The 26,295-nt window shown below is 66.9% G+C and carries 24 protein-coding genes; 18 read left to right on the forward strand and 6 right to left on the reverse strand.

Going from position 1 to position 26,295, the window contains the following annotated elements; translation table 11 throughout:
- Positions 1-14 precede the first annotated feature (14 nt).
- A complete protein-coding gene (gene gvpH / locus J1N60_RS07695) occupies positions 15-536 on the reverse strand; it encodes a gas vesicle protein GvpH (protein WP_312911988.1) in 522 nt (173 codons plus the stop codon).
- 220 nt (positions 537-756) lie between these two features.
- Entirely contained in the window at positions 757-1,293 is a 537-nt protein-coding gene (locus J1N60_RS07700; RefSeq protein WP_312912554.1) for a DUF7344 domain-containing protein, read from the reverse strand.
- A 395-nt stretch (positions 1,294-1,688) separates the two neighbouring features.
- Here J1N60_RS07700 and J1N60_RS07705 point away from each other — a divergent pair, with 395 nt between their 5' ends.
- The 5 genes from J1N60_RS07705 (at position 1,689) to J1N60_RS07725 (ending at position 7,661) form a co-directional block, all read left to right on the forward strand.
- Positions 1,689-2,285, forward strand: coding sequence for an acyltransferase (locus tag J1N60_RS07705; RefSeq protein ID WP_425499336.1), 597 nt, complete (start codon positions 1,689-1,691; stop codon positions 2,283-2,285).
- The gene (locus tag J1N60_RS07710; protein WP_425499346.1) at positions 2,237-3,394 is read left to right on the forward strand and encodes a DegT/DnrJ/EryC1/StrS family aminotransferase; all 1,158 of its coding nucleotides are present in this window, start codon (positions 2,237-2,239) and stop codon (positions 3,392-3,394) included. The genes J1N60_RS07705 and J1N60_RS07710 overlap by 49 nt, the downstream gene beginning before the upstream one ends.
- Positions 3,391-4,377: a Gfo/Idh/MocA family oxidoreductase gene (locus J1N60_RS07715; protein WP_312911991.1), complete on the forward strand. Its 987-nt coding sequence runs from the start codon at positions 3,391-3,393 to the stop codon at positions 4,375-4,377. Before J1N60_RS07710 ends, J1N60_RS07715 begins: the two co-directional genes overlap by 4 nt.
- Entirely contained in the window at positions 4,374-5,864 is a 1,491-nt protein-coding gene (locus tag J1N60_RS07720; protein WP_312911993.1) for a nucleotide sugar dehydrogenase, read from the forward strand. Before J1N60_RS07715 ends, J1N60_RS07720 begins: the two co-directional genes overlap by 4 nt.
- A gap of 279 nt (positions 5,865-6,143) precedes the next feature.
- Positions 6,144-7,661 carry an alkaline phosphatase family protein gene (locus tag J1N60_RS07725; protein ID WP_312911995.1) on the forward strand — a complete coding sequence of 506 codons (1,518 nt, stop codon included), beginning with the start codon at positions 6,144-6,146 and terminating at the stop codon, positions 7,659-7,661.
- Between the two features lie 99 nt (positions 7,662-7,760).
- Here J1N60_RS07725 and J1N60_RS07730 read toward each other — a convergent pair whose 3' ends face one another.
- Both J1N60_RS07730 and J1N60_RS07735 read right to left on the reverse strand, forming a co-directional pair.
- Positions 7,761-8,516, reverse strand: a complete 756-nt coding sequence (locus J1N60_RS07730; RefSeq protein ID WP_312911997.1) for an Lrp/AsnC family transcriptional regulator — start codon at positions 8,514-8,516, stop codon at positions 7,761-7,763.
- A 52-nt stretch (positions 8,517-8,568) separates the two neighbouring features.
- On the reverse strand, positions 8,569-8,772 hold the full coding sequence (locus J1N60_RS07735) for a zinc ribbon domain-containing protein (RefSeq protein WP_312911998.1): 204 nt from the start codon (positions 8,770-8,772) through the stop codon (positions 8,569-8,571).
- A gap of 327 nt (positions 8,773-9,099) precedes the next feature.
- On the opposite strand from J1N60_RS07735, the gene J1N60_RS07740 reads away from it, so the two are divergent.
- Entirely contained in the window at positions 9,100-10,062 is a 963-nt protein-coding gene (locus J1N60_RS07740) for a glycosyltransferase (protein WP_312912000.1), read from the forward strand.
- Between the two features lie 168 nt (positions 10,063-10,230).
- Here the strand turns inward: J1N60_RS07740 and J1N60_RS07745 are convergent, their stop codons facing one another.
- Positions 10,231-11,214, reverse strand: a complete 984-nt coding sequence (locus tag J1N60_RS07745) for a polysaccharide deacetylase family protein (protein ID WP_312912556.1) — start codon at positions 11,212-11,214, stop codon at positions 10,231-10,233.
- A 317-nt stretch (positions 11,215-11,531) separates the two neighbouring features.
- On the opposite strand from J1N60_RS07745, the gene J1N60_RS07750 reads away from it, so the two are divergent.
- The 3 genes from J1N60_RS07750 (at position 11,532) to J1N60_RS07760 (ending at position 16,436) form a co-directional block, all read left to right on the forward strand.
- On the forward strand, positions 11,532-13,127 hold the full coding sequence (locus J1N60_RS07750; protein WP_312912001.1) for an alkaline phosphatase family protein: 1,596 nt from the start codon (positions 11,532-11,534) through the stop codon (positions 13,125-13,127).
- Between the two features lie 203 nt (positions 13,128-13,330).
- A complete protein-coding gene (locus J1N60_RS07755; protein ID WP_312912003.1) occupies positions 13,331-13,744 on the forward strand; it encodes a DoxX family protein in 414 nt (137 codons plus the stop codon).
- Positions 13,745-14,033: 289 nt separating this feature from the next.
- A complete protein-coding gene (locus J1N60_RS07760; RefSeq protein WP_312912005.1) occupies positions 14,034-16,436 on the forward strand; it encodes a thermonuclease family protein in 2,403 nt (800 codons plus the stop codon).
- 37 nt (positions 16,437-16,473) lie between these two features.
- On the opposite strand, the gene J1N60_RS07765 is transcribed toward J1N60_RS07760, so the two are convergent.
- Positions 16,474-17,538 (reverse strand): quinone-dependent dihydroorotate dehydrogenase, encoded by a 1,065-nt coding sequence (locus tag J1N60_RS07765; protein ID WP_312912007.1) that lies wholly within the window; start codon positions 17,536-17,538, stop codon positions 16,474-16,476.
- Between the two features lie 277 nt (positions 17,539-17,815).
- Between J1N60_RS07765 and J1N60_RS07770 the strand changes: the two genes are divergently transcribed.
- The 9 genes from J1N60_RS07770 to J1N60_RS07810 are packed head-to-tail and all read left to right on the forward strand — an operon-like array spanning position 17,816 to position 26,283.
- Positions 17,816-18,973 (forward strand): monovalent cation/H+ antiporter subunit E, encoded by a 1,158-nt coding sequence (locus J1N60_RS07770; protein WP_312912009.1) that lies wholly within the window; start codon positions 17,816-17,818, stop codon positions 18,971-18,973.
- The gene (locus J1N60_RS07775; protein ID WP_312912011.1) at positions 18,970-19,251 is read left to right on the forward strand and encodes a cation:proton antiporter; all 282 of its coding nucleotides are present in this window, start codon (positions 18,970-18,972) and stop codon (positions 19,249-19,251) included. Before J1N60_RS07770 ends, J1N60_RS07775 begins: the two co-directional genes overlap by 4 nt.
- Positions 19,248-19,601 (forward strand): monovalent cation/H(+) antiporter subunit G, encoded by a 354-nt coding sequence (gene mnhG, locus J1N60_RS07780; protein WP_312912013.1) that lies wholly within the window; start codon positions 19,248-19,250, stop codon positions 19,599-19,601. Before J1N60_RS07775 ends, mnhG begins: the two co-directional genes overlap by 4 nt.
- The gene (locus J1N60_RS07785) at positions 19,598-20,137 is read left to right on the forward strand and encodes a DUF4040 domain-containing protein (protein WP_312912015.1); all 540 of its coding nucleotides are present in this window, start codon (positions 19,598-19,600) and stop codon (positions 20,135-20,137) included. Before mnhG ends, J1N60_RS07785 begins: the two co-directional genes overlap by 4 nt.
- On the forward strand, positions 20,137-20,634 hold the full coding sequence (locus tag J1N60_RS07790; protein ID WP_312912017.1) for an MnhB domain-containing protein: 498 nt from the start codon (positions 20,137-20,139) through the stop codon (positions 20,632-20,634). The genes J1N60_RS07785 and J1N60_RS07790 overlap by 1 nt, the downstream gene beginning before the upstream one ends.
- The gene (locus tag J1N60_RS07795; RefSeq protein WP_312912019.1) at positions 20,627-20,989 is read left to right on the forward strand and encodes a cation:proton antiporter subunit C; all 363 of its coding nucleotides are present in this window, start codon (positions 20,627-20,629) and stop codon (positions 20,987-20,989) included. The genes J1N60_RS07790 and J1N60_RS07795 overlap by 8 nt, the downstream gene beginning before the upstream one ends.
- Positions 20,982-22,538 (forward strand): proton-conducting transporter transmembrane domain-containing protein, encoded by a 1,557-nt coding sequence (locus J1N60_RS07800; protein ID WP_312912021.1) that lies wholly within the window; start codon positions 20,982-20,984, stop codon positions 22,536-22,538. The genes J1N60_RS07795 and J1N60_RS07800 overlap by 8 nt, the downstream gene beginning before the upstream one ends.
- Entirely contained in the window at positions 22,538-24,454 is a 1,917-nt protein-coding gene (locus tag J1N60_RS07805) for a proton-conducting transporter transmembrane domain-containing protein (protein ID WP_312912023.1), read from the forward strand. The genes J1N60_RS07800 and J1N60_RS07805 overlap by 1 nt, the downstream gene beginning before the upstream one ends.
- Positions 24,451-26,283 (forward strand): Na(+)/H(+) antiporter subunit D, encoded by a 1,833-nt coding sequence (locus J1N60_RS07810; protein WP_425499337.1) that lies wholly within the window; start codon positions 24,451-24,453, stop codon positions 26,281-26,283. The genes J1N60_RS07805 and J1N60_RS07810 overlap by 4 nt, the downstream gene beginning before the upstream one ends.
- The last annotated feature ends 12 nt before the right edge of the window (positions 26,284-26,295 follow it).

Consider the following 26,295-nt stretch of genomic DNA (forward strand, 5'->3'; position numbering starts at 1 on the left):
CGACCCGTGGTACTTCACCCGGGTGAGTCGATACGTCGGTTCGTTCTCGACCGGCGAACGCGGATTTCGAGGACGCCGTTGTTGAACCAGGCCTCGGTCGTTTCGGGCGACCGCCAGGGAATTTCGACGCGCTCGAGGACGGTTCCCTCCCGACCGATGACGAGTTGGTTCGTGCTCGAGTCGATTCCGACCGAGAGGTCGTCTTTGCTGGCCCCGGGAACGTCGGCGGTGACGAGAAACTCGTCGCCGTCGAGGCGGGTGTCGATCAGGTGGTCGGCCGTCGTTTTCCGTACCCGCTTGACCCGGGTGCGCTCCGGTTGGTCTTCCTGGCGCCGACGGTACTCCCCGCCGCCCTCGACGGTCGTCCGGTTGGCCGAGTTCACCGGGGGTGGTGATTCATCCACCGATACCTCCACCAGGTTGCCGAGCAGGGTCGACAGGGATCGCAACCCGGCTCTCAGTCGGAACGCGCGAGGCCGGTCTTCGGATTCGCTCGAGTTCGGATCGTTCGAGTCGTCTGTGTCCTCTTCGCTCATGCGTGTGTCGAGACCGTGAGCCAGTCTCACGGCACGTGCCGTGTGCTAACACCTCGAAGGGGATAAGTGGCGCGCACCGCTGGGCGGGGACGATGTAGGGACCACTGAGACGAAAGTTTGCGGAGGGGTTTTTGCTCGAGCTTGACCACGTCAGCCCCACTCCACCTGATCTTCTTCGCGTCCTGCGTACCCGTTCTGCGGGAGATTACTCAGACGAAAACTAGAGTCGTCTGCTCGCGAACGGAAGGCGGAACGTGGACCGACTGGACGCACGCTGGGCGATTGCGAGGACCAAAACGAGAATGCAAAGCCCCAGCGCGACGAACGGGACGAGCCCCGACGACAGGGTGCCGACGGAAAAGCCGGCCAGGACGGCGACGACGGCGCTGGCGACCGAGACCGACGCGTAGTACCAGTGCCAGGGCCGCTGGTCCTCGAGGTTCCGATCCAGGTACGGCTCGAACGTCTCCTCGTTCGGCACCAACTCGATGCGGTGGGCGTCGGGATCCCAGTCGACGATGCCGTGATCTTCGAGCATCGGCAGGTGCGTCTGGTAGAGCGAGATGTACACGCGCCGACGCTGGGCGCGCGTCACCTCGTCGGTCGTCGTGTCGTTCTCCCAGGCGGCGACCTGTTCGACCAGCGGTGCCAGATCGCAGGTCCCGTGATGGCGTTTGAGGTACTGTACCGTCTGTCGTCGTCTGGCGTTGCTGAACACGTCGAACAGCTCCGCCTGCGTTAGCGTGCCATCGGTCATGGTCATCGATGTCCTCGAAACCGCTCCCAGGTGCCCGTCGTCGAGAGACTCACGCACTCAGGTGCCACCGAGTGACACTTTACTATCTCGCGGCTACCGTCTCGAAATCGGTTTGTACCGGTCTGCTTCGGTGTTTCTCATCACTATCGAACTGTCACGCACGCGTGAACGCGAAACCCCCCTCTCGTCGCCGAAAGGTCGGTCGTCTCGTCGGTCTCGAGCCAGTGCCTGTTCGGTCGTAGTGGCGCGCTACCGGCGCTCAGGCCGGGGATAACAAAGCCCGATTACCGGATGATCCTACGTGATTACCCAACCGGGTATTCGATCTCCATGTACACTGACCGATATCGACGGACGAACGACCGAACGGCATCGACGACGCGAGGTGACCGGTCGTGGCGGTGACCGAAGCGACCTACACGGCGGGCGACCGGTGTTCGATCGACGACGGGGCGACCGTCGGCTACGGCGTCGACGACGCGTTCGAACCGACCACGCTGGGCGACGATGCGACGATCCGTCGGGGATCGATCGTCTACGGCGACGTCGTCGTCGGGAACGACTTCACGACCGGCCACGACGTCCTCGTCCGCGAGGAGACGACGATCGGCCACGACGTCCTCCTGGGAACGAAGACGATCGTCGACGGGCGAACCGACATCGGCTCGCACGTGAGCATCCAGTCGGCCGTCTACGTTCCGACGGACACGACGATCGGGGACAACGTGTTCGTCGGCCCCGGCGCCGTCCTCACGAACGACCAGTACCCCATCCGAACCGAGGTCGACCTCGAGGGACCGACCGTCGAGGACGGCGCCTCGATCGGCGCGAACGCGACCATCCTCCCCGGCGTCACGATCGGCGAGAACGCGTTCGTCGGGGCGGGGGCACTGGTGACCGAGGACGTCCCCCCGGACACGCTCGCGATCGGCGCGCCGGCGGAATCGAGAGCCCTCCCGGCACCCCTCGAGGGGCCGAACCGAATCGCATGACCGGCGACATCTCCATCGCCGACCCCGACCTGGGCGAGGGGGTCTACGATCGGGTCCACGCGATTCTCGAGAGCGGCCAGCTCGCAGACGGCCCCGAGGTCCGACGCTTCGAGTCCGAGTTCGCCGACTACTGCGGCGCCGAGCACGGCGTCGCGACGACGAACGGGACCACGGCGCTGGTGACCGCCCTCGAGGCGCTGGGCGTCGAGGCGGGTGACGCGGTCGTCACCTCGCCGTTCTCGTTCGTCGCCAGCGCGAACGCGATCCGGCTGGCTGGAGCGACGCCGGTCTTCGCCGACGTCGACCTCGAGACGTACACGGTCGACCCCGAGGCCGTCGAGGCGGTCGTGTGCGAGCGCGAGGACGTCGTCGGCATCCTGCCGGTCCACCTCTACGGGTTGCCCGCAGCGATGGGCCCCCTGTGCGAGATCGCCGAGGCGAACGACCTATTCGTCCTGGAGGACGCCTGCCAGGCCCACGGCGCGGCCATCGACGGTGAGCGCGTCGGCAGCCTCGGGGACGCCGCCTGCTTCTCGTTTTACCCGACGAAGAACATGACGACCGGCGAGGGTGGCATGATCACGACCGACAGCCAGGACGTGGCGAACGCCGCCGCGAGCTACGTCAACCACGGCCGGGACGTGACCGGAACGCGCGGCTACGACCACGTCTCCCTCGGCGGGAACCACCGCATGACCAGCCTCGCCGCCGCCATCGGCCGGGCGCAACTCGAGCGCCTGACGGACTTCACGGAGGCGAGGCAGGCGAACGCAGCGTACTACGACGACGGGTTGGCCGACGTGCCGGTGGAGACGCCGACCGTCCCCGACGGGATGACCCACGTCTACCACCAGTACACCGTCGCGACGACCGACCGGGACGACCTCGCCGCCTGGCTCGAAGAGCGCGGGATCGGGACGGGTATCTACTACCCGACGCCGATTCACCGCCAGCCGGCCTACGAGACGGTGAGCACGGCGGCCGCGACGCTGCCGAACGCCGAACGGGCCGCCGAGCGCGTGCTGTCGCTGCCCGTCCACCCGAACCTCGAACCCGCAGACCGCGAGCGGGTCGTGCAAGCGATTACCGACTACTACGACTCACAATGACGAAACAGACTACTTCGACGGAGACGGTACGGGCCGGCGTCATCGGCGTCGGCTCGATGGGAGAGAACCACGCGCGCGTCTACAGCGAGTGCCGGGACGTCGACCTCGTCGGCGTCAGCGACCTCGACGAGGCACTCGCGGAGACGGTCGCCGCCCGTTACGGCACCGCCGCCGTGCCGATGGACGACCTGCTCGCGAACTGCGACGTCGTCACCGTCGCGGTGCCTACCCACGCTCACTACGAGACGGTCTCGGCGTGTCTCGAGGCCGGCGTGCACGTGCTGGTCGAGAAGCCGATCGCCGAAACCGTTGAGCAGGGCCGCTCTCTTGCGCGGAAGGCCGAGGAGGCCGGCCTCGTTCTGCAGGTCGGCCACATCGAGCGGTTCAACCCGGCCGTCGACACTCTCGAGTCGGTCATCGCCGACCTGGACGTGATCGCCGTCGAGGCCGAGCGTCTCGGCCCGCCGGTCGATCGGACGGCGACCGACGGCGTCGTCCTCGACCTGATGATCCACGACATCGACGTCGTCGGCTCGTTGCTCGAGTCCCGTCCCGAGGTGGTCTCGGCGACGAGCACCGACGACGGCCAGTACGCGACGGCGACGATGACGGCCGACGACGTGATCGTCTCGCTGACGGCGAGTCGCCGCACCCAGAAGAAGGTGCGACGGCTCACGGTGACCGCCAGCGAGTGCCTCGTCGAGGTCGACTACCTCCAGCAGTCGGTGCTGATCCACCGGGATTCTTACCCCGAGTACGTCACCGACGAGGGGACGAACCGCCACCGACACGAGAGCGTCGTCGAGCGCCCGCGCGTCGAGAACGGCGAACCACTCAAGCGCGAACTCGAGTCGTTCGTCGACGCCGTGCGAAACGGCGACGAGCCGGTGGTCACTGGCGAAGACGGCGTGGCCGCCCTCGAGATGGTCGAACGGATCGACCGGTTCGTCGCCGACGAGGATCAGGAGGTGGTCGCTCGATGAGTCGGGCGACGACGGCCCTCTATGGCGGGCCAGATACCGAGGCCGCGAAACGACGGGCGCTGACGAACGGATCGGTTCCGATCGCGGTGTACGGCCTCGGCAAGATGGGGCTCCCCCTCGCCGCGGTCTTCGCCGAGGGGACGGGCGCCGTGACCGGCGTCGACGTCGATCCCGCGATCGTCGAGTCGGTGAACGCCGGTCGGAGTCACGTCGGCGGCGAACCCGGTCTCGACGACCTCGTCGCCGAGCAGGTTTCACGGGGTCGACTGCGGGCGACGACCGACGGGGCCGCTGCTGCCAGCGAGGCGCGCGTCCACGTGATCATCGTCCCGACGCTGATCACCGACGACGACGAACCGGAACCGGACCTCTCGATTATCGAGGCGGTCCTGGAGGACGTCGCCAGTGGGCTCGAGCCAGGCGACCTCGTGATCGCCGAATCAACCTTGCCGCCGGGCACGTGTCGGGACGTCATCGCCCCACACCTGACGGCCCGAAGCGGGCTCGAGTCCGGCTCGTTCGGCGTCGCGTTCTGCCCGGAGCGAACCGCCTCGGGGACGGCCCTGCGGGACATCCGCGGGCAGTACCCGAAGGTCGTCGGCGGCGTCGACGAGGCGAGCGGCCGGGCGGCCGCGCTGATCTACGACGAACTCTCGGACAACGCGGTCCACCTGGTCTCGGACGCGACGACGGCGGAAGCCGTCAAGGTGTTCGAGGGGGTCTACCGCGACGTCAACATCGCGCTGGCGAACCAGCTCGCGGGCACCGCCGACGACCTCGGGATCTCGGTGCGCGAGGCGATCGAGACGGCCAACCACATCCCGATGTGTCACCTGCACGACCCGGGGCCGGGCGTCGGCGGCCACTGCATCCCCTACTACCCGCACTTCCTGCTCGCCCAGACCGAGGCCCCGCTCTCGATGGTCGAACTCGGTCGCGAGGTCAATCGCGAGATGCCCGCGCGCGCGGTGGCGATGCTCGAGGCGGCGCTCGACGGTACGGGCACGGACGAGAGTAAAAGCCGGGGGAAGGAACCCGCGGACAGCCTCGAGGACGCCACGGTCCTCGTCCTCGGGTTCACCTACCGACCGGGCGTCGAGGAGACGCGAGCCTCCCCCGCCATCGGCGTCGTCGAGTCCCTCTGCGAGCGCGACGCCGAGGTCTGGGGCTGCGACCCGCTGGTCGACCCGACCGACTTCGGCGCTCGAGCGATCGACGTCGAGGACCTGGCCTCGGGTCCCGCGTTCGATGCGGCGATTCTCGTCACGCCCCAGGACGCCTTCGAGCGAATCCCGTGGGCCGACCTCGAGCCGATGGTGGTCCTCGACGGCCGGGACGTGCTCTCGCTGTCGAACACGGACCACCGGGTCGTCACGCTCGGCGGCGCGCGCGACGGTCGGCCGACGGTCGTCGACGGCGACGTGCCGACCGAAACCGGCACCTCGACGATCGGTCGCCCGGCGGCGTTCGACGCGACCGGACGGTAGTTCGCGCTTTTCGTCGGTCGAGAGCGACGCAGGGACTGGTTAGCCAACGGCGAGCGAGCCGACAGGAACCGGTTAGCCGACCGCAAGCTCCTCGTCGGTCGAGAACGGCGCAGGGACCGATTAGCCAACCGAGAGCCATCGTAGCCGGTCCTGACTCGCTGGAAGCCGAAGAATAACGAAACCACCGCCAGTCGTCCGTCCGTTCATGACCGAACTGTTCGCGCTCGAGCGGGCCGGTGGCTGTCGCGTGGCCTCGACCTCGACTTCGAGGGATCGGCAGTGGTCGATGTGAAGACCGTCGTCTTCGCGTTCGAGGGCGTGACGAACCGACACCTCGAGCGCTTTGCCGACGTGATGCCGACCGTTTCTGGCCTTCGAACCGACGGCGTCTCGGGGTCGCTCGAGTCGACCGTTCCGGCCAGTCCGGCGAGCGCCTGGGCGTCGCTCTTGACGGGGACCGACCCGAGTTTCCACGGCGTCTTCGACGACGCCGTCCGCGCGAGCTACCCCGACGACGATTGTCGGCCAGCCTCCGCCATCGACGTCCGCCGGCCGACCCTTTGGGCGTACCTCACCGGCGAGGGGGGCTCCACGGTGGCCTGTGGAGTACCGATGACCGACCCGCCGGGACCGGTGAGCGGCGTCGTGGTTCCCGGACGGCGCCCCGCGGGGTCTGTCGACGGCCGTCTGTCGGATGATCCCGCGGACGCGAGACTCCCGTCCGGCTCACCCGGCTCGCCGTGGACGCTCCGGGACCTCGAGGACCCCGCCGAGGTGCCGACGCTCCTCGAGACGCGACGTCGCCTCGCTTGCGATTTGCTCGAGGCCGAGCCATGGGAGCTGGCGCTCGTCCACGTTCCGGTCGCCGATCCGGACCTCCTCGAGACCGTCGACGCGGACGTTGGCGACCGCGCCCTCGAGGCCGCGTGCCGGGCTGCGGATCGACTCGTCCGGGACGTCCTCGAGGTCGCTCCCGAGGAATCGACCGTCATCGGGTGTTCGCCGCTCGGCGTCGAGCGCTCGCGAGGGTATCGCGTCCACGTCAACGAGGTGCTCGCCGATCACGACCTGCTCGAGCGGAACGCACGAAACTGTCGGTGGCGACCCGGCGTCCTCGAATCGGTGCTCAGCGTCGTCTCTGGGGCGCTCGGTGGCGGTTTTCACGCGAACAGAAAGGACGTCGACGGGTACCGGTGGGCGACCTCGGAGGCGTTCTTCCCGAGTGCGACCGGTGCAGGGGTCCGTCTCAACGTCGCCGGCCGGGAGCGCTACGGTCGAGTCGTCAACTCCACGTACGAGGAGACCCGGTCGCGGGTGCTCGAGGCGCTGGCCGACCTCGCGGATCCGGACGGGAACCCCGCCCTCGAGTTCGCCTGCCGACGTGAGCACCTCTACGAGGGGCCGTTCGCTCGCGAAGCACCCGATGTCCTCGTCTCCACGGCGGGGACGAACTGTACGGTGTCGGCCGCTCCCGCGAATCGGGTATTCACGCGGCTCGAGGGCGTGACGCGAACGGGTGTCGGGACGTTCTTCGCGTCCGGGCCGACGATCCAGGTGTCCCCGGAACCGGTTTGTCTCACCGCCGCGGACGTCGCGCCGCTGGTGATGGCGACGCTGAGTCGCCCGGTTCCCCGTCTGATGACCGGGCGCGATCCGTCGGCGCTGACGACTGCCCCTGTCGGATACGGCACATACGCGAACGTCGCGCACGGCACGGCCTGTGACGACCCCACGTTCGACGATGCGCGCCTGGGGGAGCGCCTCGAGGAGTTCGATTACCGGTCTCGAAACAACTGAAACGGGTTACACACTGCCGCCGATACCTCTGGCTACCAGGGGATGAAATGACGTCCAGTGGCTACTATCGCTCGAGGCCGAGGTATCCTGGCCGTCGAACTATCGGTCTCTCATACTATCCGCCTCGAACGCCTCGAGCGCGTCTCCGGTCACTCCCTCACGTGAGAGCAGCGTCAGAAGGTCGTCGGGTTCGATCTCGGTATCGCCGCGGGGAGTCAACACGGCGTCGTCGCGCTCAATGGCGATCACGAGTACGTCGTCGGGGAGGACGCCCTCCCTAGCGGCGCGCTCGAGCGAGAGCCCCGCGATGGGGGCCGATTCGGCGACGGTCACCTCGACGACCTCGGCGCCGCCGGTCAGGCTGATGTAATCTGAGAGTGGCTGTGGCGTCCGGTCGTCGGGGCCGAAGGGGCGGTAGGCCTGGTAGTGTTCGGCCTGGAGCAAGTCCTCGTCCTCGATGTCGATTCCGAGGGAGGCGATCTCGCGGGCGATTCGGCGCAGATCGTTCGTGTCCGTACCGACGGCGAGCACGTGGAGGTTTCGTCGACCGGTCATGAGCTCGCGGACGTTGATCACGCCGGGAATCAGTCGCACCTGGTGGGCCATGCGCTCGCGGTCGTCGACCGGGGCGTTACAGAGGTAGAGATTCCGTAACCGGCCGTCGCCGCGCTCGAAGTCGACGTTCGCGTGATAGCCCTCGATCACGCCCGCCTCCTCGAGTTGCCCGATTCGGTTGCGGATCGTCGCCGCCGAAACGCCCACCTCGTCGGCGATCATCGGCGCCGAGGTGGACCGCGCGTCCTCCATGAGGGCGTGGATGATGCGCCTGTTGACCTCGTCCAGACGAATGTCCATACGGTCCGTTCACGCGACAGTATTAAGGAGACTGCGTTTCGCTTCCTCGAGATCAATCGATGGGGTACTCGACGATCTCGTCGTGGTCGCAGTGGGGACACCGACTCGTCTTCGGGTCGACCGTGGTCCCACAGTTTCGACACTCGTAGACGACCGTCGTCGGCCCGTCCACGTGGGCGCCGCGTGGCGCGTCGGGTGACTCCGGCTCGGTGTCTGTCCCCGGCAGGAGTCCAGTGAATAGATCGGAGAGTGACATTGATCGTCCTGACAGCCGCTTCAATGTTCACCAGTATAAGCGTTTCGTCGGCTATCGATAGAGGGTATTTATATTCGATTGTTGGAGCCGAAACTCCCGATACCCTTGAGTTCGTCAACCGGCCCAGGTGTGACTCGCGTCTGACGGACGTCGCTCGACGCTCGAGGTCGATGCTCGAGGTCGACGCTCGAGGCTCCGTTCGACGTCGAGACTCGCCTCGAGTTGGGTCCGGTCGAGCCCCGAAACCGGGGGCGACTCGATACAGGTTCCTGCCTCGAGGCGAAGGCCGTCCCTAACAAAGCGCGTTCCCGGTGGTCTCTCGGTCGAATGGACGTACTCACGCTCACGAACGCCGCGGACGCGCCGTTTTTGAACCAGCAACAGGCTGCCCTCGAGCGCTGCGGCGTTCGATTCGAGACGCTGTCGGTCGCCGGCGACGTGACCGGCGAGAACGCTCGCGGGCCGCTCGAGTACCTCCAGTTCTTCCGGACGGTGCGCCGCGAACTGGATCGCGAATACGACCTGATCCACGCCCACTACGGGCTCACGGCCCCGATGGCGCTCGCCCAGCGACGGGTGCCGGTCGTCTGCTCGCTCTGGGGATCGGACGTCCACGGCCCCGTCGCACCCGTGAGTCGCTTCTGTGCACCCTTCTGTGACGAGGTGATCGTCATGTCCGAGGCGATGGCCGACGCGCTCGGTCGGGAGTGTCGCGTGATCCCCGACGGCGTCGACCTCGAGACCTTTCGGCCGGGGTCACAGGCGGCCGCTCGTGACCGCGTCGGCTGGCCCACCGACGAGCACGCGGTCCTGTTCCCATACGCGCCCGACCGGTCGGTGAAGAACTACCCGCGGGCGAAACGGATCGTCGACCGCGCCGACGGCCGCCTCGAGCGGCCCGTCTCCCTGCGGACGATTACGGGCGTCGACCACGACGAGATGCCCCACTACATGAACGCCGCCGACGCCCTCCTGGTGACCTCCCACAGTGAGGGTTCGCCAAACGCGGTCAAGGAGGCGATGGCCTGTGACCTCCCGGTGGTCGCCGTCGACGTCGGTGACGTGCGCGAACGCCTCGAAGGTGTCTCCCCGTCGTGCGTGGCCGACGCGGACGACGTCCTGGTCGAGGGACTGACGACGATCCTCGAGTCGGGGGCCCGGTCGAACGGCCGCAAGGCCGCTCGCGAGGTGAGTCTGGAGCGCACGACCGACGCCGTCCTCGAGGTCTACGAGTCGGTAACGGGGCTCGAGCGCGCAGACCAGCGGCGAACGCGAGTGGCGCGGTCCTGAACGCAGGGCGACCGTAGACGATTCTGAACACGGGCGGCCTGCACGCGTAAGTGGTCCCTAACCGAAGTCCAAAACTATTATTTCTATAGTTATAACCAGGATCTCATCGATAGGCCGTCCACGTCACGGGAACGACCACGTCGTTCCCGATACCGGTCGCGGACCTGATCAGTCGTCGCCACCGACGGTTTGCGTGATACTCGTCTCGATCCCCTCCTCGTCCGCGTTCTCGCTTTCGTCGGCGTCCTCGGCCGACTTGCCGACTCGAGCGGCGACCTCGTCCATCGTCTCCACGGTGAGGTCGGTTTCTCGACGCTGCTGGTCGATGTAGGCGAGGATTGCCCGCATTCGCTCGTCGTCGCGGTCGGTCGTGAGGTTGTTCGGGTGGAGCCAGAGGTGACAGAGCCGGTCGTCGTCGGCCGCGACGGCCTGATCGATCGCCCGGCGGGCCGTGACGACCATCGGGTCGGTCCAGACGGACTCGGCGACGGTGCGGGCGACGCTCTCGAATCCGAAGCAAAACAGCGAGGCCGGCACGTTCACCAGGCCGTGCTCGTCGACCGTTGGTTCGACTAGCACCGAGCGCCCGCCCAGGCCAGTCTCGAGGACCGCCCGGAACCCCTCCGGCGTCGACGTTCGGCCCCGGTAGGCGGTGAACCCCGCCTCGGCGAGCGCGGCCCGGTGGCCGACGTTGTTTCGCGGGTAGACGAACGACGAGCACTCGAGGCCCCACTCGTCGGCCAGGTCGAGCGCCCGCTCGAACTCGGCGCGAGCCAGTTCCCGATCGGTGCTCGGCGCGCCGAAGAGGACGTGAGAGAAGGAGTGACTCGCGAACTCGTGGTCGACCGGCGACTCGAGCACGGACCGGACCAGGTCGGGACCGAACCGGAGGTCGGGGCGATCCTTCCAGTCGGTCCGCTCACGCTCGAACCAGCCAGCCGGGGCGGGGTGGTCGACGTGGCGGCCGTCGCAGTCTTCGAGCATGAGGTGGCCGACGACGGCCCACGTGGCGGGGACGTCGTAGGCCTCGAAGGCCTCGCGGAGGGCGTGCCAGCCGCGTCGGCAGCGCTCGATGCGGTCGGCCGGTGGTGGGTGGAGGTCGAGAAATCCCCAGCCGAGCTCGGCGTCGACCGAGACGACGACGCTACCCACGACGGTCACCTGCCACCCGCTCGCGGTCGCGACTCGTGGCGTCGACGGGAGCGAACATAGCTGGTGGATTCTCCCGTAATGGTTTTGTTATGGATGGCCTGCCACCGCGCTGTGGCCGTTCGTACTCGGCTGGGCTCGAACGAACACCTCTGGCGTGCTTCCCGCCGAATCCCGCGGTAGTACCCATCGAGTGAACCGTCTCGAGCAGGAGAGTATGTTCCGTTCGTGGCGGTTTCCCGATCGCAGTCGCTGGATAACAAAGGCGTCAGTGTGCCTTGTCAGCGACAGCAGGCGTCACCAACGCCTCGAGTATCATCATGAGCGGATCTACATCGACGACGGCGTCCGAGCGAGCGTTCGTGCTCGGGCTCGACGGCGTCCCCTGGAACTTGATCGAACGCTGGACCGACGAGGGCGAGCTCCCGAACTTCGCCCGGCTGCGTGAGGAGGGGGCATCGGGCCCGCTCGACAGCACGCGCCCGGCGACGACGCCACTGGCGTGGCCGTCGATTGCGACCGGTGTCTGGCCCGACAAACACGGCATTTACGGCTTTCAACAGCTCTCTTCGTCGTACTCACACCGGATGTACACCAGCCGGGACTGCAAGCAGCCGCCGCTGTGGGAACAACTCGGCCCTGCGGTCGTCGGTAACGTCCCGATGACGTACCCGGCGACCGCCATCGACGGCGAGGTGGTCTCGGGGATGATGACGCCCTCGCTCGAGCACGACTTCACCCATCCACCAGAACTCGCCGACGAGGTCGTCGACCGGATTCCCGACTACCAGATCAGCCTCAACTACCCCGACTACGCCGACCGCCTCGACGAGTTCGAGGTCGCGGTCTCGGACATCCTCAGAAAGCGCCGGGAGTTGATGCGACTGTTGATGGAGCGTCGAGACGACTGGGAGCTGTTCTTCTTCGTCTACACCGCCCCCGATCGCTTTCAGCACCTCATCTGGGACGAAGACCGCATCCTCGAGCAGTACCGCGCGCTCGACGACATTCTCGGCGAGGTGATGGACTACACCGACGAGCACGACGCTGACCTCTACGTCGTCTCCGACCACGGGTTCGGGCCCATCGACGAACTCGCCTACCCGAATCACTTCCTCGAGCGGGAGGGCTACCTCTTCGAGGAGGAAGACGACGGAACTCGCGGCGCGCTCGCGAGCCTGGGGATCTCCCGGGAACGCGTCTCGAGTGCGCTGAACCGGGTCGGCATCTCCGAGGAGTTCCTGGTCTCGAAGCTGCCGCGTCAGCTACTGGACTCCGTCGCCGAGCAGATACCGGGCCAGCACGCCCTCTACGACGTGGACTACGAGCGAACCGTCGCGTTCGTCCACGACGCGGGTAACCTCTACGTCAACGACTCGGATCGGTTCGACCACGGCGTCGTCTCGCCGCGGGAGATTCCGGCGCTCAAGGCCGAACTCACCGACCTCTTCGAGTCGATCACCGATGACGCGGTCGAGCGCGTCTTCGTCGTCTACGACGGCGACGACCTCTTCCCGACGGACCCCGATTCGCCGGACCTCATCGTCAACGGGACGAACCGTTACGAGGGGCGCAACGCCGTCACCGACGAACCGTTCGGCGACCCGTCGCCGACCGCCGCGAGCCATCGCCCCGAGGGGATCATGCTCTGTCGCGGCCCGTCGATCGAACCCGGGGCGACGCTGCGGGGTGCACGGGTCGTCGACGTCGCCCCCACGTTGCTCCACGGGATCGGCAAGCCCGTCCCCACGAACGCCGACGGCCGGGTTCTCTTCGACGCGTTCCGACCGGACGCCGAACCAACCGGGACCAAGGTCGCCCGCCGAGACGTCACGAGCGAGCGCGACCAAGAGAGCGTCGACGACGACTTTTCGGGCGTCGAGGACCGATTGAAGGGCCTCGGCTACATGGAGTGACCGGTCTCGGACTCGAATCGAGTCCTCCGAACCCGATCGTTGCACCGGAACGAAACGTCGGTAACGTCTCCGTAACCCGGTTGCATGCATGTCCGGGAACCGATATATAGGTTCCAATTCGTACCTGGTAACGCAATGAAACCAGTTTGCGACTACCGATCGAATCGTTCTACGACTGCCCACGGAATCGAGGTGAGCGCCTGATGTTCGAGTCTGCCGGCGCCGACGTGGCGTTCCTGCTCGCGCGCGTGATCTTCGGTGGCGTCCTCGCGTTTATGGGGTTCAACCACTTCCTCGACGTCGAGAGGATGGCCGGCTACGCGGAGTTCAAGGGCCTGCCAGCACCGAAGGCGTCTGTCGTGCTGAGTGGCGTCCTCCTCGTTCTCGGCGGACTCTCGCTCATCGTGGGGGTGTTCCCCGCGGTGGGCGCCGGCGCGCTCGCGGTGTTCCTCGTCGTCTCGGCGCTGAAGATGCACGACTTCTGGAACGCCGAAGGCGAGGAGGCCCAGAACGAGATGACGGCGTTTCTCAAGAACGTCTACGGCGCGGGTGCGGCCCTCGCGTTCCTCGCGGTTAGCAACGCTGCCTGGCCCTACGCGCTGAACATCGGGCTTTAGGCACTCGAGGCCGAGGGCGATACGACGTTCCTCGGATGGGCTGGTCGATCCCGTTCCGAGCACGTCCGCCGAACTCGAGCAGCACCATATTGATGGGTAACTGACACCTGTTCTCACGCTGCTCTCGAAGTAATTCAGGAGTGACTGTAAACGGATTGAATAAGAACAATACGTAACAACACAGTATTATCTGGCGGAATATTGATGATTGATCGTCAGACAATCACTGTCGTGTCACATAGTGAAACGGCGTACATTCATTAAAACTGTCACGAGCACGCTCGCGGGATTGGCTGCGACCCAACCCACGCAGGCCGCAGATTCCGCCCTCGATTGTGGCGTCTGGTACGACGCCGAGATCACCCGCGTCGTCGACGGCGACACCTTCGACGTCTACGTCTACGAGACCGGTGAGGAGTACAACGTCCGTACGCTCGGGCACGACACGCCCGAGAAAACGGGAAACACCACGTACGAGAAAATCGAGGAGTGGGAGTTCATCGAGGACGAGTCCCACCTCGAGCACTGGGGTAACGAGGCCACCAACTTTGCCGAGACGGAACTCCCGGCGGGTTCGGCCTGCCAGGTCCAGGTCGACTGCGCATCCGAGGAAATCGACCAGTTCGGCCGTCTCCTCGCGAAGATCAGGTACGATCGAAACGGCGACGGCGCCTACACGGTGTACAACAAACTCACCCTCGAGGAGGGGTACGCCCGTGTGTACGCCGCGAGCCTGACGAACACCGACGAGTACCTCGAGGCCCAGGAGGCCGCCCGAGCGGCCGGGCGGGGGCTCTGGGTCGCCGACGACGGCTACGTCTCGGAGTGGCGAAACGACGACGTCGCGGCGACGTTCCACCCCCACGCCTCGAGCGTCAGGACGACGGATGGCCCCGTTCCCGACTCACGAGTGCCGGTCTGGGCCGAGGACACCGCCGTCCAGGAGAACACCACCGCGAGCACCGTCGACTACGACGCGATCCCGATGGTCGGCGTCGACGAGTCGTGCAACCTCGCGTACTTCGGCGGCTGTACGATCAACGAGCGCTGGGAGGGCGAGTCGGCCGACCTGGACCACTTCACGTTCGTCACGAACCTGATCGATCATCTGCACGGGAGCGACGATCCCTCCGGGCCGGTGCTGGTCGACGGCGGCCACCGGACGTTCGAACAGGACAACGCGGTTTCGGCGGAGGACACCGCGTACTACCAGCGCCACCTCGAGGGGCTCGGTATCGAACTCCACAGCATCAACGCCTACGGGAACGGACGCGGGTACAGCCTGTCGGATGCTCGCGCGCTCGTCGCTTCCTGTAGCCCGGAGGCGTGGACCGGGGCGGAAATCGCGGAGGTACAGGAGTTCGTCGACCAGGGCGGCGTCGTCCTCCTGCTGGGCAGCGGCAGCGAGACTGCCGGGGAACGAGCCAACCTCGACGACCTCGCCGCGGGTCTCGGATCGGACCTCCGCCTCAACTACGACGACGTTCGAGACGATACGAACTACGCCGGTGGCAGTCGAAAGCTCCTCCAAACGGGGCGGCTGAACACGACCGACTTCGACCTCTGGTCGGCTTACGAGAGCGGGAAGGGCGTTCGGACGGACGTCCTGCGAGCGTCGCCGAACGATCCCACCGTCGCCGCGGACCACGTCTGGACGCTCGCGGACTCCGCCGACGAGTTCAACGGCGAGGTCGACACGATCACCGTCGACTACCCTGACGGGACCAGTCTAGACGGCCTCACGAACGACGACGTGACCGTCTACCTGGACCGCGACGGCGATGGCACGGTCGACGAGATTCCGGTTAACTCCGATTCCTACGCTGGGAGCACCGCCACCTTCGACCTCGACGGTCGGTACAATACGTCAGTCGAGGGCGAGGTGCGCGTCGAGATCGCCGGCGTCGCGAATCCGGAGTCGGGCGAGTACGTCGCGACGGAGACGCTCGAGGGCGACGACACCCTCTCGGTCGACGTCGAGTACAACGTGACCGACCTGCGGGTCGCGACGGATTCGGCCACTCGCGTCGGCGAGACGTCCGCGACGCTGAACGGAACGCTCGAGGACCTCGACGGCGCGGACTGGGGTGAAGTGTACTTCGAGTGGGGGCCAACGGGCGACCTCGAGATGACCACTCCCTCCCGCTTGCTCGAGGAAACGGGATCGTTCAGCGAAGATATCGACGGTCTCGAGGCCGGTCAGGAGTACGAGTTCCGCGCCGTCGTCGAGTCGAACCACGGCTACACGGCCTACGGTTCCGTGCGGTCGTTCACCGCTCGGAGCGACGTTCGGACGGACGTCCTCGAGGCCGACCCGGCAACGGCGGGTACGGAGTCGTACCACACGTGGACCCTCGCGGACCTGTCCGCCGACTTCGACGGCGAGGTCGACACGATCACGGTCGACTATCCTGACGGAACCAGCGTAGACGGGCTCACGAACGACGACGTGACCGTCTACATGGACCGCGACGGAGACGGGACGGTCGACGAGATCGCCGTCAACTCGAACGAATACGCCGGAAGCGCCGCAACGTTCGACCTCAACGGCGTCTACAACACGTCGGTCGAGGGCGAGGTGCGCGTCGAAATCGATGGTGTGACCAATCCCGTGTCGGGCGAGTACGTCGCTAACGAGACGCTCGAGGGGGAGGATTTCCACTCCGTCGACGCCGAATTCATCGTGGACTGACGGGGCACGAGAGCGTCGTCACCCGAAAATCGATATCTCACTCGAGGTCGGCCCCAACAGCCTCTTCGATCGACGAAAACCCGTCCTCGCGGAGCAACTCGAGGAGCCCACGATTGATCTCCCGGGCCGTCGACGGCCCGTTGTAGACGAATCCGGTGTAGAGTTGCACCAGCGAGGCCCCGGCGCGAATCTTCTCGTAGGCTGCCTGCGCGGAGTCGACGCCGCCGACGCCGACGATGGGCACCTCGCCGTGATCGGCGAGCAACCGGATCACGCCCGTCGAGCGATCACGCAGCGGCGCACCGCTTAGCCCACCCCACTCCTCGCGCGCGGGCGAGCGCAAGCCCTCGCGCGTAGTCGTCGTATTCGTCGCGACGATGCCGTCGACTCCCTGGTCCTCGACGATCTCGAGCAACTCGAGGACCGATTCGTCGGGCGAATCGGGACCGATCTTCACCAGGAGGGGGACGTCGCCGTCGTTCTCGGCGTGGAGGGTTTCGAAGATGGCTTCGAGGTGCTCGGGCGAACTCTCGTCGAACTCGTCGGGCGTGTTCGGACAGGAGACGTTGACGACGACGTAATCGGCGAACGGCGCCAGTCTGGTGAACACGCGGCGGTAGTCCTCGATCGCCTCGCGCTCGGTCGAAATGTTCATCTTCCCGACGTTGACGCCGAGGGGAATCCGGGGCGTGCCGTCCGCCTCTAGCCGTTTTCGGACTCGATCCATCCCGTCGCCGTTGAACCCCATCCGGTTGACCATCGCCTCGTCCTCCTGGAGGCGGAACAGGCGCGGGCGCTCGTTGCCGGTCTGGGCGTACGGCGTGACGGTCCCGATTTCGACGAAGCCGAATCCGAGGGCGGCCAGAGCGTGCGTACACTCCGCGTTCTTGTCGAAACCCGCGGCCACACCGACGGGGTTGGGGAACGTCGTCCCGAACCGCTCGACCTCGAGGGCGGGGTGTTCGTATCGGTAGGCGGCCTCGAGGGCCCACCTGGTCGGCCGCGTCGACTGAGCCGCCCGGAGGGCTGTCTTCCCGGCGTCGTGAGCCGTTTCGGGCGGCAGCGCGAACGCCAGCGGCCGGAGCCGCGAGTACAGCGTCATCGAGTATCGCCTAGTCCTCCAGCGGGAACACACCTAAAGGACTCGAAACATCCACTCCCGGAAACGCGTTCCGGAACCCGAAAAAATCCCCGTTCCATCTGGCGGATAACGAAATAGTTTTCCTGTGGCTACCGCTTGAGTCGACTATCAGACAACAGCGCCATGAGTAACGAATATCGCACGCGTTCGAGCGTCGTCTTCGGGGCCGGATCGGGGGCCGGAACCCGGGCGACTCGAGCGTGTCACCCGCACGTGCGCTCGACCGGAGGGAACCGCCGTGGCGGCTGACCGCCTGCTCGTCCCGCTCTCTGAGTCGTCCACCGTCCGCCAGACGGTCGCCTACGCGGTCCAGTCGAGTCTCGAGTCCGCGTCCGGCCCCAGGGAACTCGTCTGTCACCTCGTGGTCGCCGTTCCCTTCGAGGCCGACGTCCCCGAGGAACGTGCGGAACTCGAGGCCGCCGAGCGTTTGCTCGAGCGGGCGGCGACGTGGGTCGGCGAGGACACCGACGACGTCGAGGCGACCGTCACCGTCGAGACGGCCATCATCGGCGCCGACGAGTACCTCTTCGGCCCGAAGGACTACGCCGACGCGTTCGCGGCCTACGCCGAGGCACACGACCTGGACCGACTCGTCCTCGATCCGGAGTACCAGCCCGGGGCGACCGCGCCGCTGTTGCAACCGCTCGAGCGCGAACTGACACGGATCGATCTGCCCTTCGACGAAGCGCCGGTCGACCGGCCAGCCCAGCACGCGCGATTCGTCGGCACTGGCGGCTGGCGTCGTTTCTTCGGCCTCTTCGGCATCTCGTTCATTTTCTACCTGGTCCTCGGCGATCCGACCTACTGGTTCGACCTCGTCACCGGCGTCGCCGTCGCCGGAATCGTCTCGCTGACGCTCTCGCAGGTCACATTCATCCGCGAGCCGTCGATCACGCGTGGCCCCGTGTTGTTGATCCGCTTTCTCCTCTACATTCCGTACCTCCTCTACGAGATCGTCAAGGCCAACGTGGCCGTCTCGATCGCCATCCTTCGGCCCTCGATGCCGATCGAGCCCACGATGACACGCGTCGACGCCCGCGTCAAGAGCGGCCTGCCGCTGCTCGCGCTGGCCAACAGCATCACGCTCACGCCAGGGACGCTAACCGTCCGGGCGAACGACCAGTCGCTGATCGTCCACACGCTGATCCCCGCCGCACAGGACGATCTGTTCGACGGCAGCCTCGAGCGAGCGATCCGGTTCGTCTTCTACGGCCGGGGGTCCGCGGCCATCGCGTCGCCTCGAGAACGGGGGGACGCTGAGGTCGTCTATCCGGAGCCCACTCCCGCTTCGGCCCCTGCCCTCGACGCGGACGCTACCGCTGACGCAGATGCCGATTCGGACCCGAATTCGAACCCGGACGCCGCATCTCCCACCGAAGGGGGTGACGAGCGATGACGCCGACCGACCTCAGCGAAATCTTCCTCGTCGCCGCCGCGGTGTTCGTCGTCCTCGCCATCGTCATGTTCTACCGGGCGGTCGCCGGCCCGACGACCCAGGATCGCCTCCTCGCGGTCAACGTCCTCGGGACGAACACGGTCGTCATCCTCGCGCTGCTCTCGGTGGCGCTCGAGCAGCCGTGGTACCTCGACATCGCGTTGATCTACGCCCTGTTGAACTTCCTGATGGCAATCGCCATCTCGAAGTTCACCGTCGAACGAGGTGGAGTGCTGTGATCGAAACGATCCGCGTCTGGGCCATCGTCGCTCTCGTCGGCGCGGGCGTGTTCTTCACGCTCGTCTCGGCAGTCGGCGTCATCCGCCTTCCAGACGTCTACACGCGCGCGCACACGGCGTCCCAGACGGACACCCTCGGCGCAGGCTTCACGCTCGCGGCAGTCGCGCTGGCGCTGGGATGGCAACACGCGACGGCGTACACCGTCCTCCTGCTGTTCTTCGTGTTCGTCACGAACCCGACGGCCGCCCACGCCATCGCGCGGTCGGCCTCCGACGTCGGTATCGAGCCGTGGACGGCCGACGACGCCCGCGAGGACACCCACGACGACACAGGAGGTGATTCGCGATGAGCGCCGTCGCTTACACACTCGCCGTCTTCGTCTTGCTGTCAGCCGTCGCGACCGCATTGTTCCGGGACGTCCTCTCGGTCATCGTCGTCTTCGGCGCCTACAGCCTGGGAATGGCGATCCTGTACGCCTTCCTCCTCGCGCCGGACGTGGCCATGACCGAGGCTGCCATCGGCGCCGGCGTGACGACGGTGCTCCTGTTGCTCACCATCGCCCGGACGGCCCGCCCGACGGCCGAGGACCGCTTCGAGTCGATTCACGTGCCCTCGCTCGTCGTCGTCGGGGCGTTCGTCCTCGTCCTCGCGACGGCGGTCCTGCCCGAGATGTACGCCGTCGGCTCTCAGGAAGCGCCCATCTGGGCGAACGCCGAGGTGACTCAGGCGTACCTCGAGTCGGCGTACACGGACACGGGGGCCGAAAACGCGGTGACGGCCGTCCTGGCTGCCTACCGTGGTTTCGACACCTTCGGAGAGGCGGTCGTCGTCTTCGCGGCTGGCGTCGCCACCCTGCTCGTCCTGAAACGGGAGGTGTTCGTCTGATGAGCGATCGAGAACCCGTCAACGGTGGGTTCGAGGACACCTACACCGAGAGCCAGGTGATCCTCGTGGCGGTCAGGATCATCGCCCCGTTCACGCTCACCTATGGCCTGTTCATGACGCTCCACGGGGCGAACACGCCCGGCGGGAGCTTCCAGGGCGGCGCCATCGTCGGCGTCACCATCCTGATGATCGCCTTCGCGTTCGGGATCGAGCCAACCCGTCAGTGGCTCGCGAACAGCGTCATCGTCGCGCTCGTGACCGGCGGCGTCGCCGTCTTCGTCGGGATCGGCCTCGCGACTATCGCGCTTGACGGCGCGTTCCTCGAGTACGCGCGCTTCGAGTCGATCGGCATCGCGAAAAAGTGGGGGATGGAGGCCATCGAGGTCGGCGGCATCGCCCTGATCGTCTCGGGCGTGATCGTCACGCTGTTCTTCGCGACGGCAGCCGGCTTCGCCACCGATGGATTCGACGAGACGGAGGAACCTACCGATGATTGAGTTACTCGCAAGCCACTACGCCTACGTCCTGGTGTTCGCCGTACTCGGCATCGGGCTCTACATGACCATCGCCAGCCAGAACCTCGTGAAGAAGCTCATCGGCGTCAACCTGTTCCAGTCGGCGATCTTCCTGTTCTTCGTCGCCACGGCCTACGTCGAGGACGGCCGGGCGCCGATTCTCAAGACGGGGACGGACGCGCCGCTGGCGAGTCCGCTCCCGCAGGTGATCGTGCTCACCGCCATCGTCGTCGGCATCGCGTTGACGGCGGTCGGGCTCGCGCTCATCGTCCGCATCCACAGCGAGTACGGGACGCTTCGGGAGGACACCCTCCGGGAGGTGCGCACCGATGAGTAGCCTCGAGACGCTCGTCGTCTTGCTGATCGTCGGGCCCATCCTGTTGTCGCTGGCGCCGATTGCGCTCGGCCTCCGATACGACCGCGTCGGCTGGCCGGTCGCGACGATCACGACGGCGGGGTTGTTCGCCGCCGCGCTCGCGCTGGCGTCGGATGTCTTCGGCGCCGAGGGGACGAACCGCGAGATCGCCCGGATTCACGTGCTCGGCAACTTCGATGCCCCGATGGGGATCGAACTCGTCGCGGACCCGCTCTCGACCCTGATCGCCCTCCTGATCACCGGAACGGCGTTCGCCGTCCTCCTCCACACCCGGACGAACGGGCCGCGAGGAAACACGTTCTACACCGCCTACCTGCTGCTCGTGGGCGGCCTGCTCGGCATCACGCTCACCGGCGACGTGTTCAACCTGTTCGTCTTCCTCGAGATCACGAGCCTCGCGACCTACGCGCTGGTCGCCAGCGGCGACGGCCCCGAGTCGGCGGTCGCTGCCCTGAAGTACCTGATCCTGGGGACGGTCGCGGCCTCGCTGTACCTCATGGGCGTCGGCCTCCTGTTCATGGGAACCGGGACGCTCAACATGGCCGACCTGGCCGCGACGATTCCCGAACTCGAGGGCCAGAACGTCACCCTCGCTCGCGCGGGATTGGCCTTCATCGTCATCGGCTTCGCGATCAAAGTCGCCCAGTGGCCGCTGCACAGCTGGCAGCCAGACGCCTACCAGCACGCCCCCGACGGCGTGACGCCGGTGATCGCCGCGCTCGTCTCGACGGCCTCGGCGTACGCGCTCGGGCGCGTCCTCTTCGGAGTCTACGGCCCCGAATTTATCGCCTCGACGCCCAATGCGTCGGCAGTCGTCGTGACCATCGGCTGTCTCAGCGTCGTCGCCGGGAGCACCCTCGCGGTGATCCAGCGCGACGTCATGCGACTGCTGGCGTACTCCTCGGTGTCCCAGTTCGGGCTGATCGTCGCCGCTTACGGCGTGCTCACCGAGCAGGCGCTCTCTGGCGCGCTCATCCACCTCGTCGGCCACGGCCTGACGAAGGCCGGCCTGTTCGTCGCCGTCGGCTGGATCGCCATCGCTCACGGCGCCCGAACGGTCGACGAGTACGCCGGCCTCGCCGGTCGACAGCCGTTCGTCGCCGGGGCGGTGGCCGTCCTCTTGCTTTCGCTCGTCGGCATCCCGCCCTCGGTCGGCTTCGTCGGCAAGTGGTACATCGCCCTCGGCGCCGTAGAGGCCCAGGCCTGGCCCGTCGCCGCCGTCATCCTCTTCAGCACCATGCTCACCCTCGCCTACGCCGCCCGGTTGCTCGAGACCATGTACGTTACTCCACCCCTCGATTCGACGGTCGAACCGGCCCACGACACCCCGGCGGCGACCGACGGGGGGCACTCGAAATCGAGTATCGCGACCCGGAAGTCGGTCCCGCTCGGCACTCTCACGGTGCTCGTTCTCGCCGCCGTCCTCGCCGTCGCGCTCGGGTTCGCCGGTGAGCTGTTCGTCGACGTGCTCGAGCCGTTCCTCGAGAGCGTCCTGGAGGTGTCTTCCTGATGGTAGAACACGCCGTCGCCGACCCGCGACCGCTGGCGGCCGTCCTCGTTTCGGCCGTCACCGTCGCCTTGATTATCGCCTCGTATCGCCACCCGAACGTTCGCGAGGGCTGGTCCGTCCTCGCCGCGATCTCGAAGTTCGCCATCGTCGCGAGCATGCTCCCCGGCGTGATGGACGGGACCGTCTACGAGTGGCGTCTCAGCGAGGCGACGGGCTACACGTTCGTCTCGGGGATCGACTTCACCCTGCGGGCCGACCCGCTGGGTCTCTTCTTCGCCCTGCTCGCGAGCTTCCTGTGGATCTTCACCTCCTTTTACGCCGCGGGCTACATGCGCGGACTGGACGAGCACGCCCAGACGCGCTTTTTCGCCGCGTTCGCGGCCAGCCTCTCGACGGCCGTCGGCATCGCGTTCGCCGGCAACCTGGTCACCATCTTCGTGTTCTACGAACTCCTCTCGCTCGTGACCTACCCGCTGGTCGCGCACAACGAGGACGACGAGGCCAGAATCGCCGGCCGGAAGTACCTCTTCTACACGTTCTTCGGCGGCGGCGTCCTCCTGCTCGCGGGCACGGTGTTGGTCTACTGGCTCACCTCGGGCGTCGGGGAACCCACGCTCGCCTTCGAATCCGGCGGCATGTCGGCACTCGCCGACGCCGCCGCGGCCGATCCCGCGATGGCCCAGGCCGCCTTCTACCTCCTGATCGCCGGCTTCGGCGTCAAAGCCGCGGTGATGCCGCTTCACTCCTGGCTCGCCGACGCGATGGTCGCGCCGACGCCCGTCTCCGGCCTGCTCCACGCCGTCGCCGTCGTCAAGTCCGGGGCATTCGGCGTCGCCCGCGTGATTCTCGAGGTGTACGGCCCCGAGACCATCCGCGACCTGCCGCTCTCGGTCCCCGGCGTCGGCGAGGTGGGACTCAACATCCCCGTGGCGATCATGGCCGCGTTCACGCTGACCGCGGCGAGCATCATCGCCATGCGGAAGGATCACCTCAAGCGCCGGTTAGCGTACTCGACGACGGCTCAGCTCTCGTACATCGTCCTCGGGCTCTCGCTGTTGCACCCGTGGACGATCTTCGGCGCGCTGTTCCACATCCCGGCCCACGCGTTCGGCAAGCTCACGCTGTTCTTCTGCGCCGGGGCCATCCACGTCGAGACCCACACCGACTACATCAGCGAGATGGCTGGCATCGGCAAACGGATGCCGCTCACCCTGTCGGCGTTCACGATTGGCGCGGCTGGCATGGCTGGCATGCCCCTGGTCGCCGGCTTCGTCAGCAAGTTCTACATGCTGATCGGCTCGGTCAGACTCGAGGGATCCGAGTGGATCTACCTCGACGGCTGGGGCTGGCTGTTCGCAGCCACCCTCCTGCTCTCGGGCGTGCTCAACATCGCGTACTTCTGGCCCATCGTCTACACCGCGTTCTTCGAACGCGAGGATCGCCACGACGCCAAGCCGCTCGTCGAGTTCCCGATGGGTGGGCAGTTCCGGTCCTACACCGGGCGGGTGGCCGACCCCGTCCAGCCCGACGGCGGGCGAAACGAGGTCGATGCGGACGCTGGGAGCCTCGAGGGCGAGACCGACACCGACACTGAAACGGTCGGTCACGCGAACCACGCCGTCGACGCGAACCCGAGCGACGCCGACGTCCCGTTCGGAGCCGGAACGCGGCGCGGACCCCGCGGGGAGCCCGTCCCCCTCGATAGCGACCACCACGACGGCCACCACGGCGGCCCGCCCGCCGACGGCTGGGCGCGACACACCCCACTCACCGAGAGCACGTGGCTCATGCTCGTCCCCATCACCGTGATCGCCACCGGGGCCGTCGTTCTCGGCGTGGTCCCCGACTACGCGATCTTCCTCGAGCTGGCGGGAACCATCGTCGAGAACGTCACCGGGGAGGTGGTCCTCGGATGACAGAGATGGCAGCCACCAGCGTCGAGACGCTCGTCTACGCCTACCCGCCCCTGCTCGTGCTGACGGCGGCGCTACTCGCGCTCGTCCTGCCCCGTGCCCTCGGCTACGCCGTAGGCGCACTCTCGCTGTTCGGCGTCCTCGCCGTCTCCCTGCTCGTTCCGGAGGGCCAGCACCTGACGACGACGTTCCTCGGGTTCGCCGACGTCCAGCCGTTCTTCGTCGACGACTTCAGCCGGATGATCGGGACCGGGATCGGCTTCCTCGGGGGCATGGCCGTCGTCTACGCCTACTCGAGCGAGGCCAGCCGTCGACTCCTCGCACTCTCGCTGTTCTACGTCGCCTCCTGTCTCGGCGCAGCGTTCGCCGGCGACTGGCTCGCGCTGGTGTTCATGTGGGAACTCATGGCGATGACCAGTACCCTGCTCGTGTGGCTCCACGGCGACGACGCCGTCCGCGCGGGCTTTCGGTACGCGCTGTTCCACGGCATCGGCGGCGTGCTGGTGCTGTTCGCCGTCACCGCTCACTACGCCCAGACGGGGACGTTCGCCTACGAGGGCGGCATCGCGGACGGCATCCCGACGATACTGGCGATGGTCGGCATCGGCGTCAACGTCGGCTTCATCGGCCTGCACACCTGGCTCCCCGATACCTACCCGCGCCCGCACTTTGCCGCGTCGGTGTTCCTCTCGGTGTTCACCACGAAGACGAGCGCGTACGTCCTCTACCGGGCGTTCCCTGGCGAAGGAGACCTCGCGCTGGCGTACATGGGCGGGCTGATGGCCGTCTACGGCGCAACGTTCGCACTCCTTCAGCACGACATGCGCGCGCTGCTGTCCTACCACATCCAGGCCCAGGTCGGCTACATGGTCGCCGGCATCGGCATCGCCTCGAACCTCGCCGTCGCCGGGGCGATGGGTCACCTGTTCAACAACGTCCTCTTCAAGAGCCTGCTGTTCATGGCCGTCGGCGTCGTCATCTACCGGACTGGCGAGGAGGACCTGTACAAGTTGGGAGGACTCTGGCGCGAGATGCCCCTGACTGCCGCCGCGTTCGGCCTCGGCGCGCTCTCGATCACCGCCGTTCCCGGGTTCAACGGCTACATCAGCAAGGGGATGATCCTCGACGCGGCCGATCCGGGCTACTACGGTGCGCCCGAGTACCAGGCGCTGTACTACCTGCTCTTGCTCGGCGCCATCGGCACCTTCCTCTCGTTCATCAAGCTCGGCTACTACGCCTTCCTCCACGGGGAGAGCGACGTCCAGGTGGCCGACGCGCGGCCGGGTCAGACCGTCGCCATGCTGTCGGTCGGCGGCGCGTGTCTCCTCCTGGGCGTCTGGTGGCAGGGGCTCGTCGACTTCCTGCCGCTGATCGAGGGGACGGCCTTCGAGTATCCCGGCGGCGAGAGCCACCTGCACCCCTACAGCGAGAGTCACCTGATCGAGTCGGCCCTGCTGCTGGGCATCTCGGTCGTCGGCTTCGCGCTCGTCCGCAAGCCGCTCTCGAAACTCAACCTCGCGGACCCCGCGACCATCGTCTACCCCGTGGGCTACTACGTCGGGCGGTGGTCGACACTCGCGGTGACGGAACTATTCGCCGCCGTCGACCGGGCTGCCGTCTCGCTCGTACGCTCGGGCTACTGGGTCGGAAACAACCCCGTACTCGCCGTCGAACGGGCGACGCGCGGACTCCCGTCGTGGCTCGTGGACCTCGAGGAGGCGGGACGAACCGACGGTGGCCGCCCCTCGACGCTCTCGCTCCGGGCGACCATCGGGACCAGCGTCCTCCTCATTACGCTCGCCCTGACGGTCGTCCTCGCGCTCGTGCTCTGACCGGAGTCGACC

Source organism: Natronosalvus caseinilyticus (assembly GCF_017357105.1).
GTDB lineage: Archaea > Halobacteriota > Halobacteria > Halobacteriales > Natrialbaceae > Natronosalvus > Natronosalvus caseinilyticus.

Coding starts and splice junctions, on each gene's coding strand:
- J1N60_RS07810 (WP_425499337.1), top strand. CDS start 24,451: ATGACAGAGATGGCAGCCACCAGCGTCGAGACGCTCGTCTACGCCTAC.
- J1N60_RS07800 (WP_312912021.1), top strand. CDS start 20,982: ATGAGTAGCCTCGAGACGCTCGTCGTCTTGCTGATCGTCGGGCCCATC.
- J1N60_RS07750 (WP_312912001.1), top strand. CDS start 11,532: ATGAGCGGATCTACATCGACGACGGCGTCCGAGCGAGCGTTCGTGCTC.
- J1N60_RS07730 (WP_312911997.1), bottom strand. CDS start 8,516: ATGGACATTCGTCTGGACGAGGTCAACAGGCGCATCATCCACGCCCTC.
- J1N60_RS07735 (WP_312911998.1), bottom strand. CDS start 8,772: ATGTCACTCTCCGATCTATTCACTGGACTCCTGCCGGGGACAGACACC.
- J1N60_RS07740 (WP_312912000.1), top strand. CDS start 9,100: ATGGACGTACTCACGCTCACGAACGCCGCGGACGCGCCGTTTTTGAAC.
- J1N60_RS07790 (WP_312912017.1), top strand. CDS start 20,137: ATGAGCGATCGAGAACCCGTCAACGGTGGGTTCGAGGACACCTACACC.
- J1N60_RS07755 (WP_312912003.1), top strand. CDS start 13,331: ATGTTCGAGTCTGCCGGCGCCGACGTGGCGTTCCTGCTCGCGCGCGTG.
- J1N60_RS07715 (WP_312911991.1), top strand. CDS start 3,391: ATGACGAAACAGACTACTTCGACGGAGACGGTACGGGCCGGCGTCATC.
- J1N60_RS07795 (WP_312912019.1), top strand. CDS start 20,627: ATGATTGAGTTACTCGCAAGCCACTACGCCTACGTCCTGGTGTTCGCC.
- J1N60_RS07785 (WP_312912015.1), top strand. CDS start 19,598: ATGAGCGCCGTCGCTTACACACTCGCCGTCTTCGTCTTGCTGTCAGCC.
- J1N60_RS07765 (WP_312912007.1), bottom strand. CDS start 17,538: ATGACGCTGTACTCGCGGCTCCGGCCGCTGGCGTTCGCGCTGCCGCCC.
- J1N60_RS07720 (WP_312911993.1), top strand. CDS start 4,374: ATGAGTCGGGCGACGACGGCCCTCTATGGCGGGCCAGATACCGAGGCC.
- J1N60_RS07805 (WP_312912023.1), top strand. CDS start 22,538: ATGGTAGAACACGCCGTCGCCGACCCGCGACCGCTGGCGGCCGTCCTC.
- gvpH (WP_312911988.1), bottom strand. CDS start 536: ATGAGCGAAGAGGACACAGACGACTCGAACGATCCGAACTCGAGCGAA.
- J1N60_RS07775 (WP_312912011.1), top strand. CDS start 18,970: ATGACGCCGACCGACCTCAGCGAAATCTTCCTCGTCGCCGCCGCGGTG.
- J1N60_RS07700 (WP_312912554.1), bottom strand. CDS start 1,293: ATGACCGATGGCACGCTAACGCAGGCGGAGCTGTTCGACGTGTTCAGC.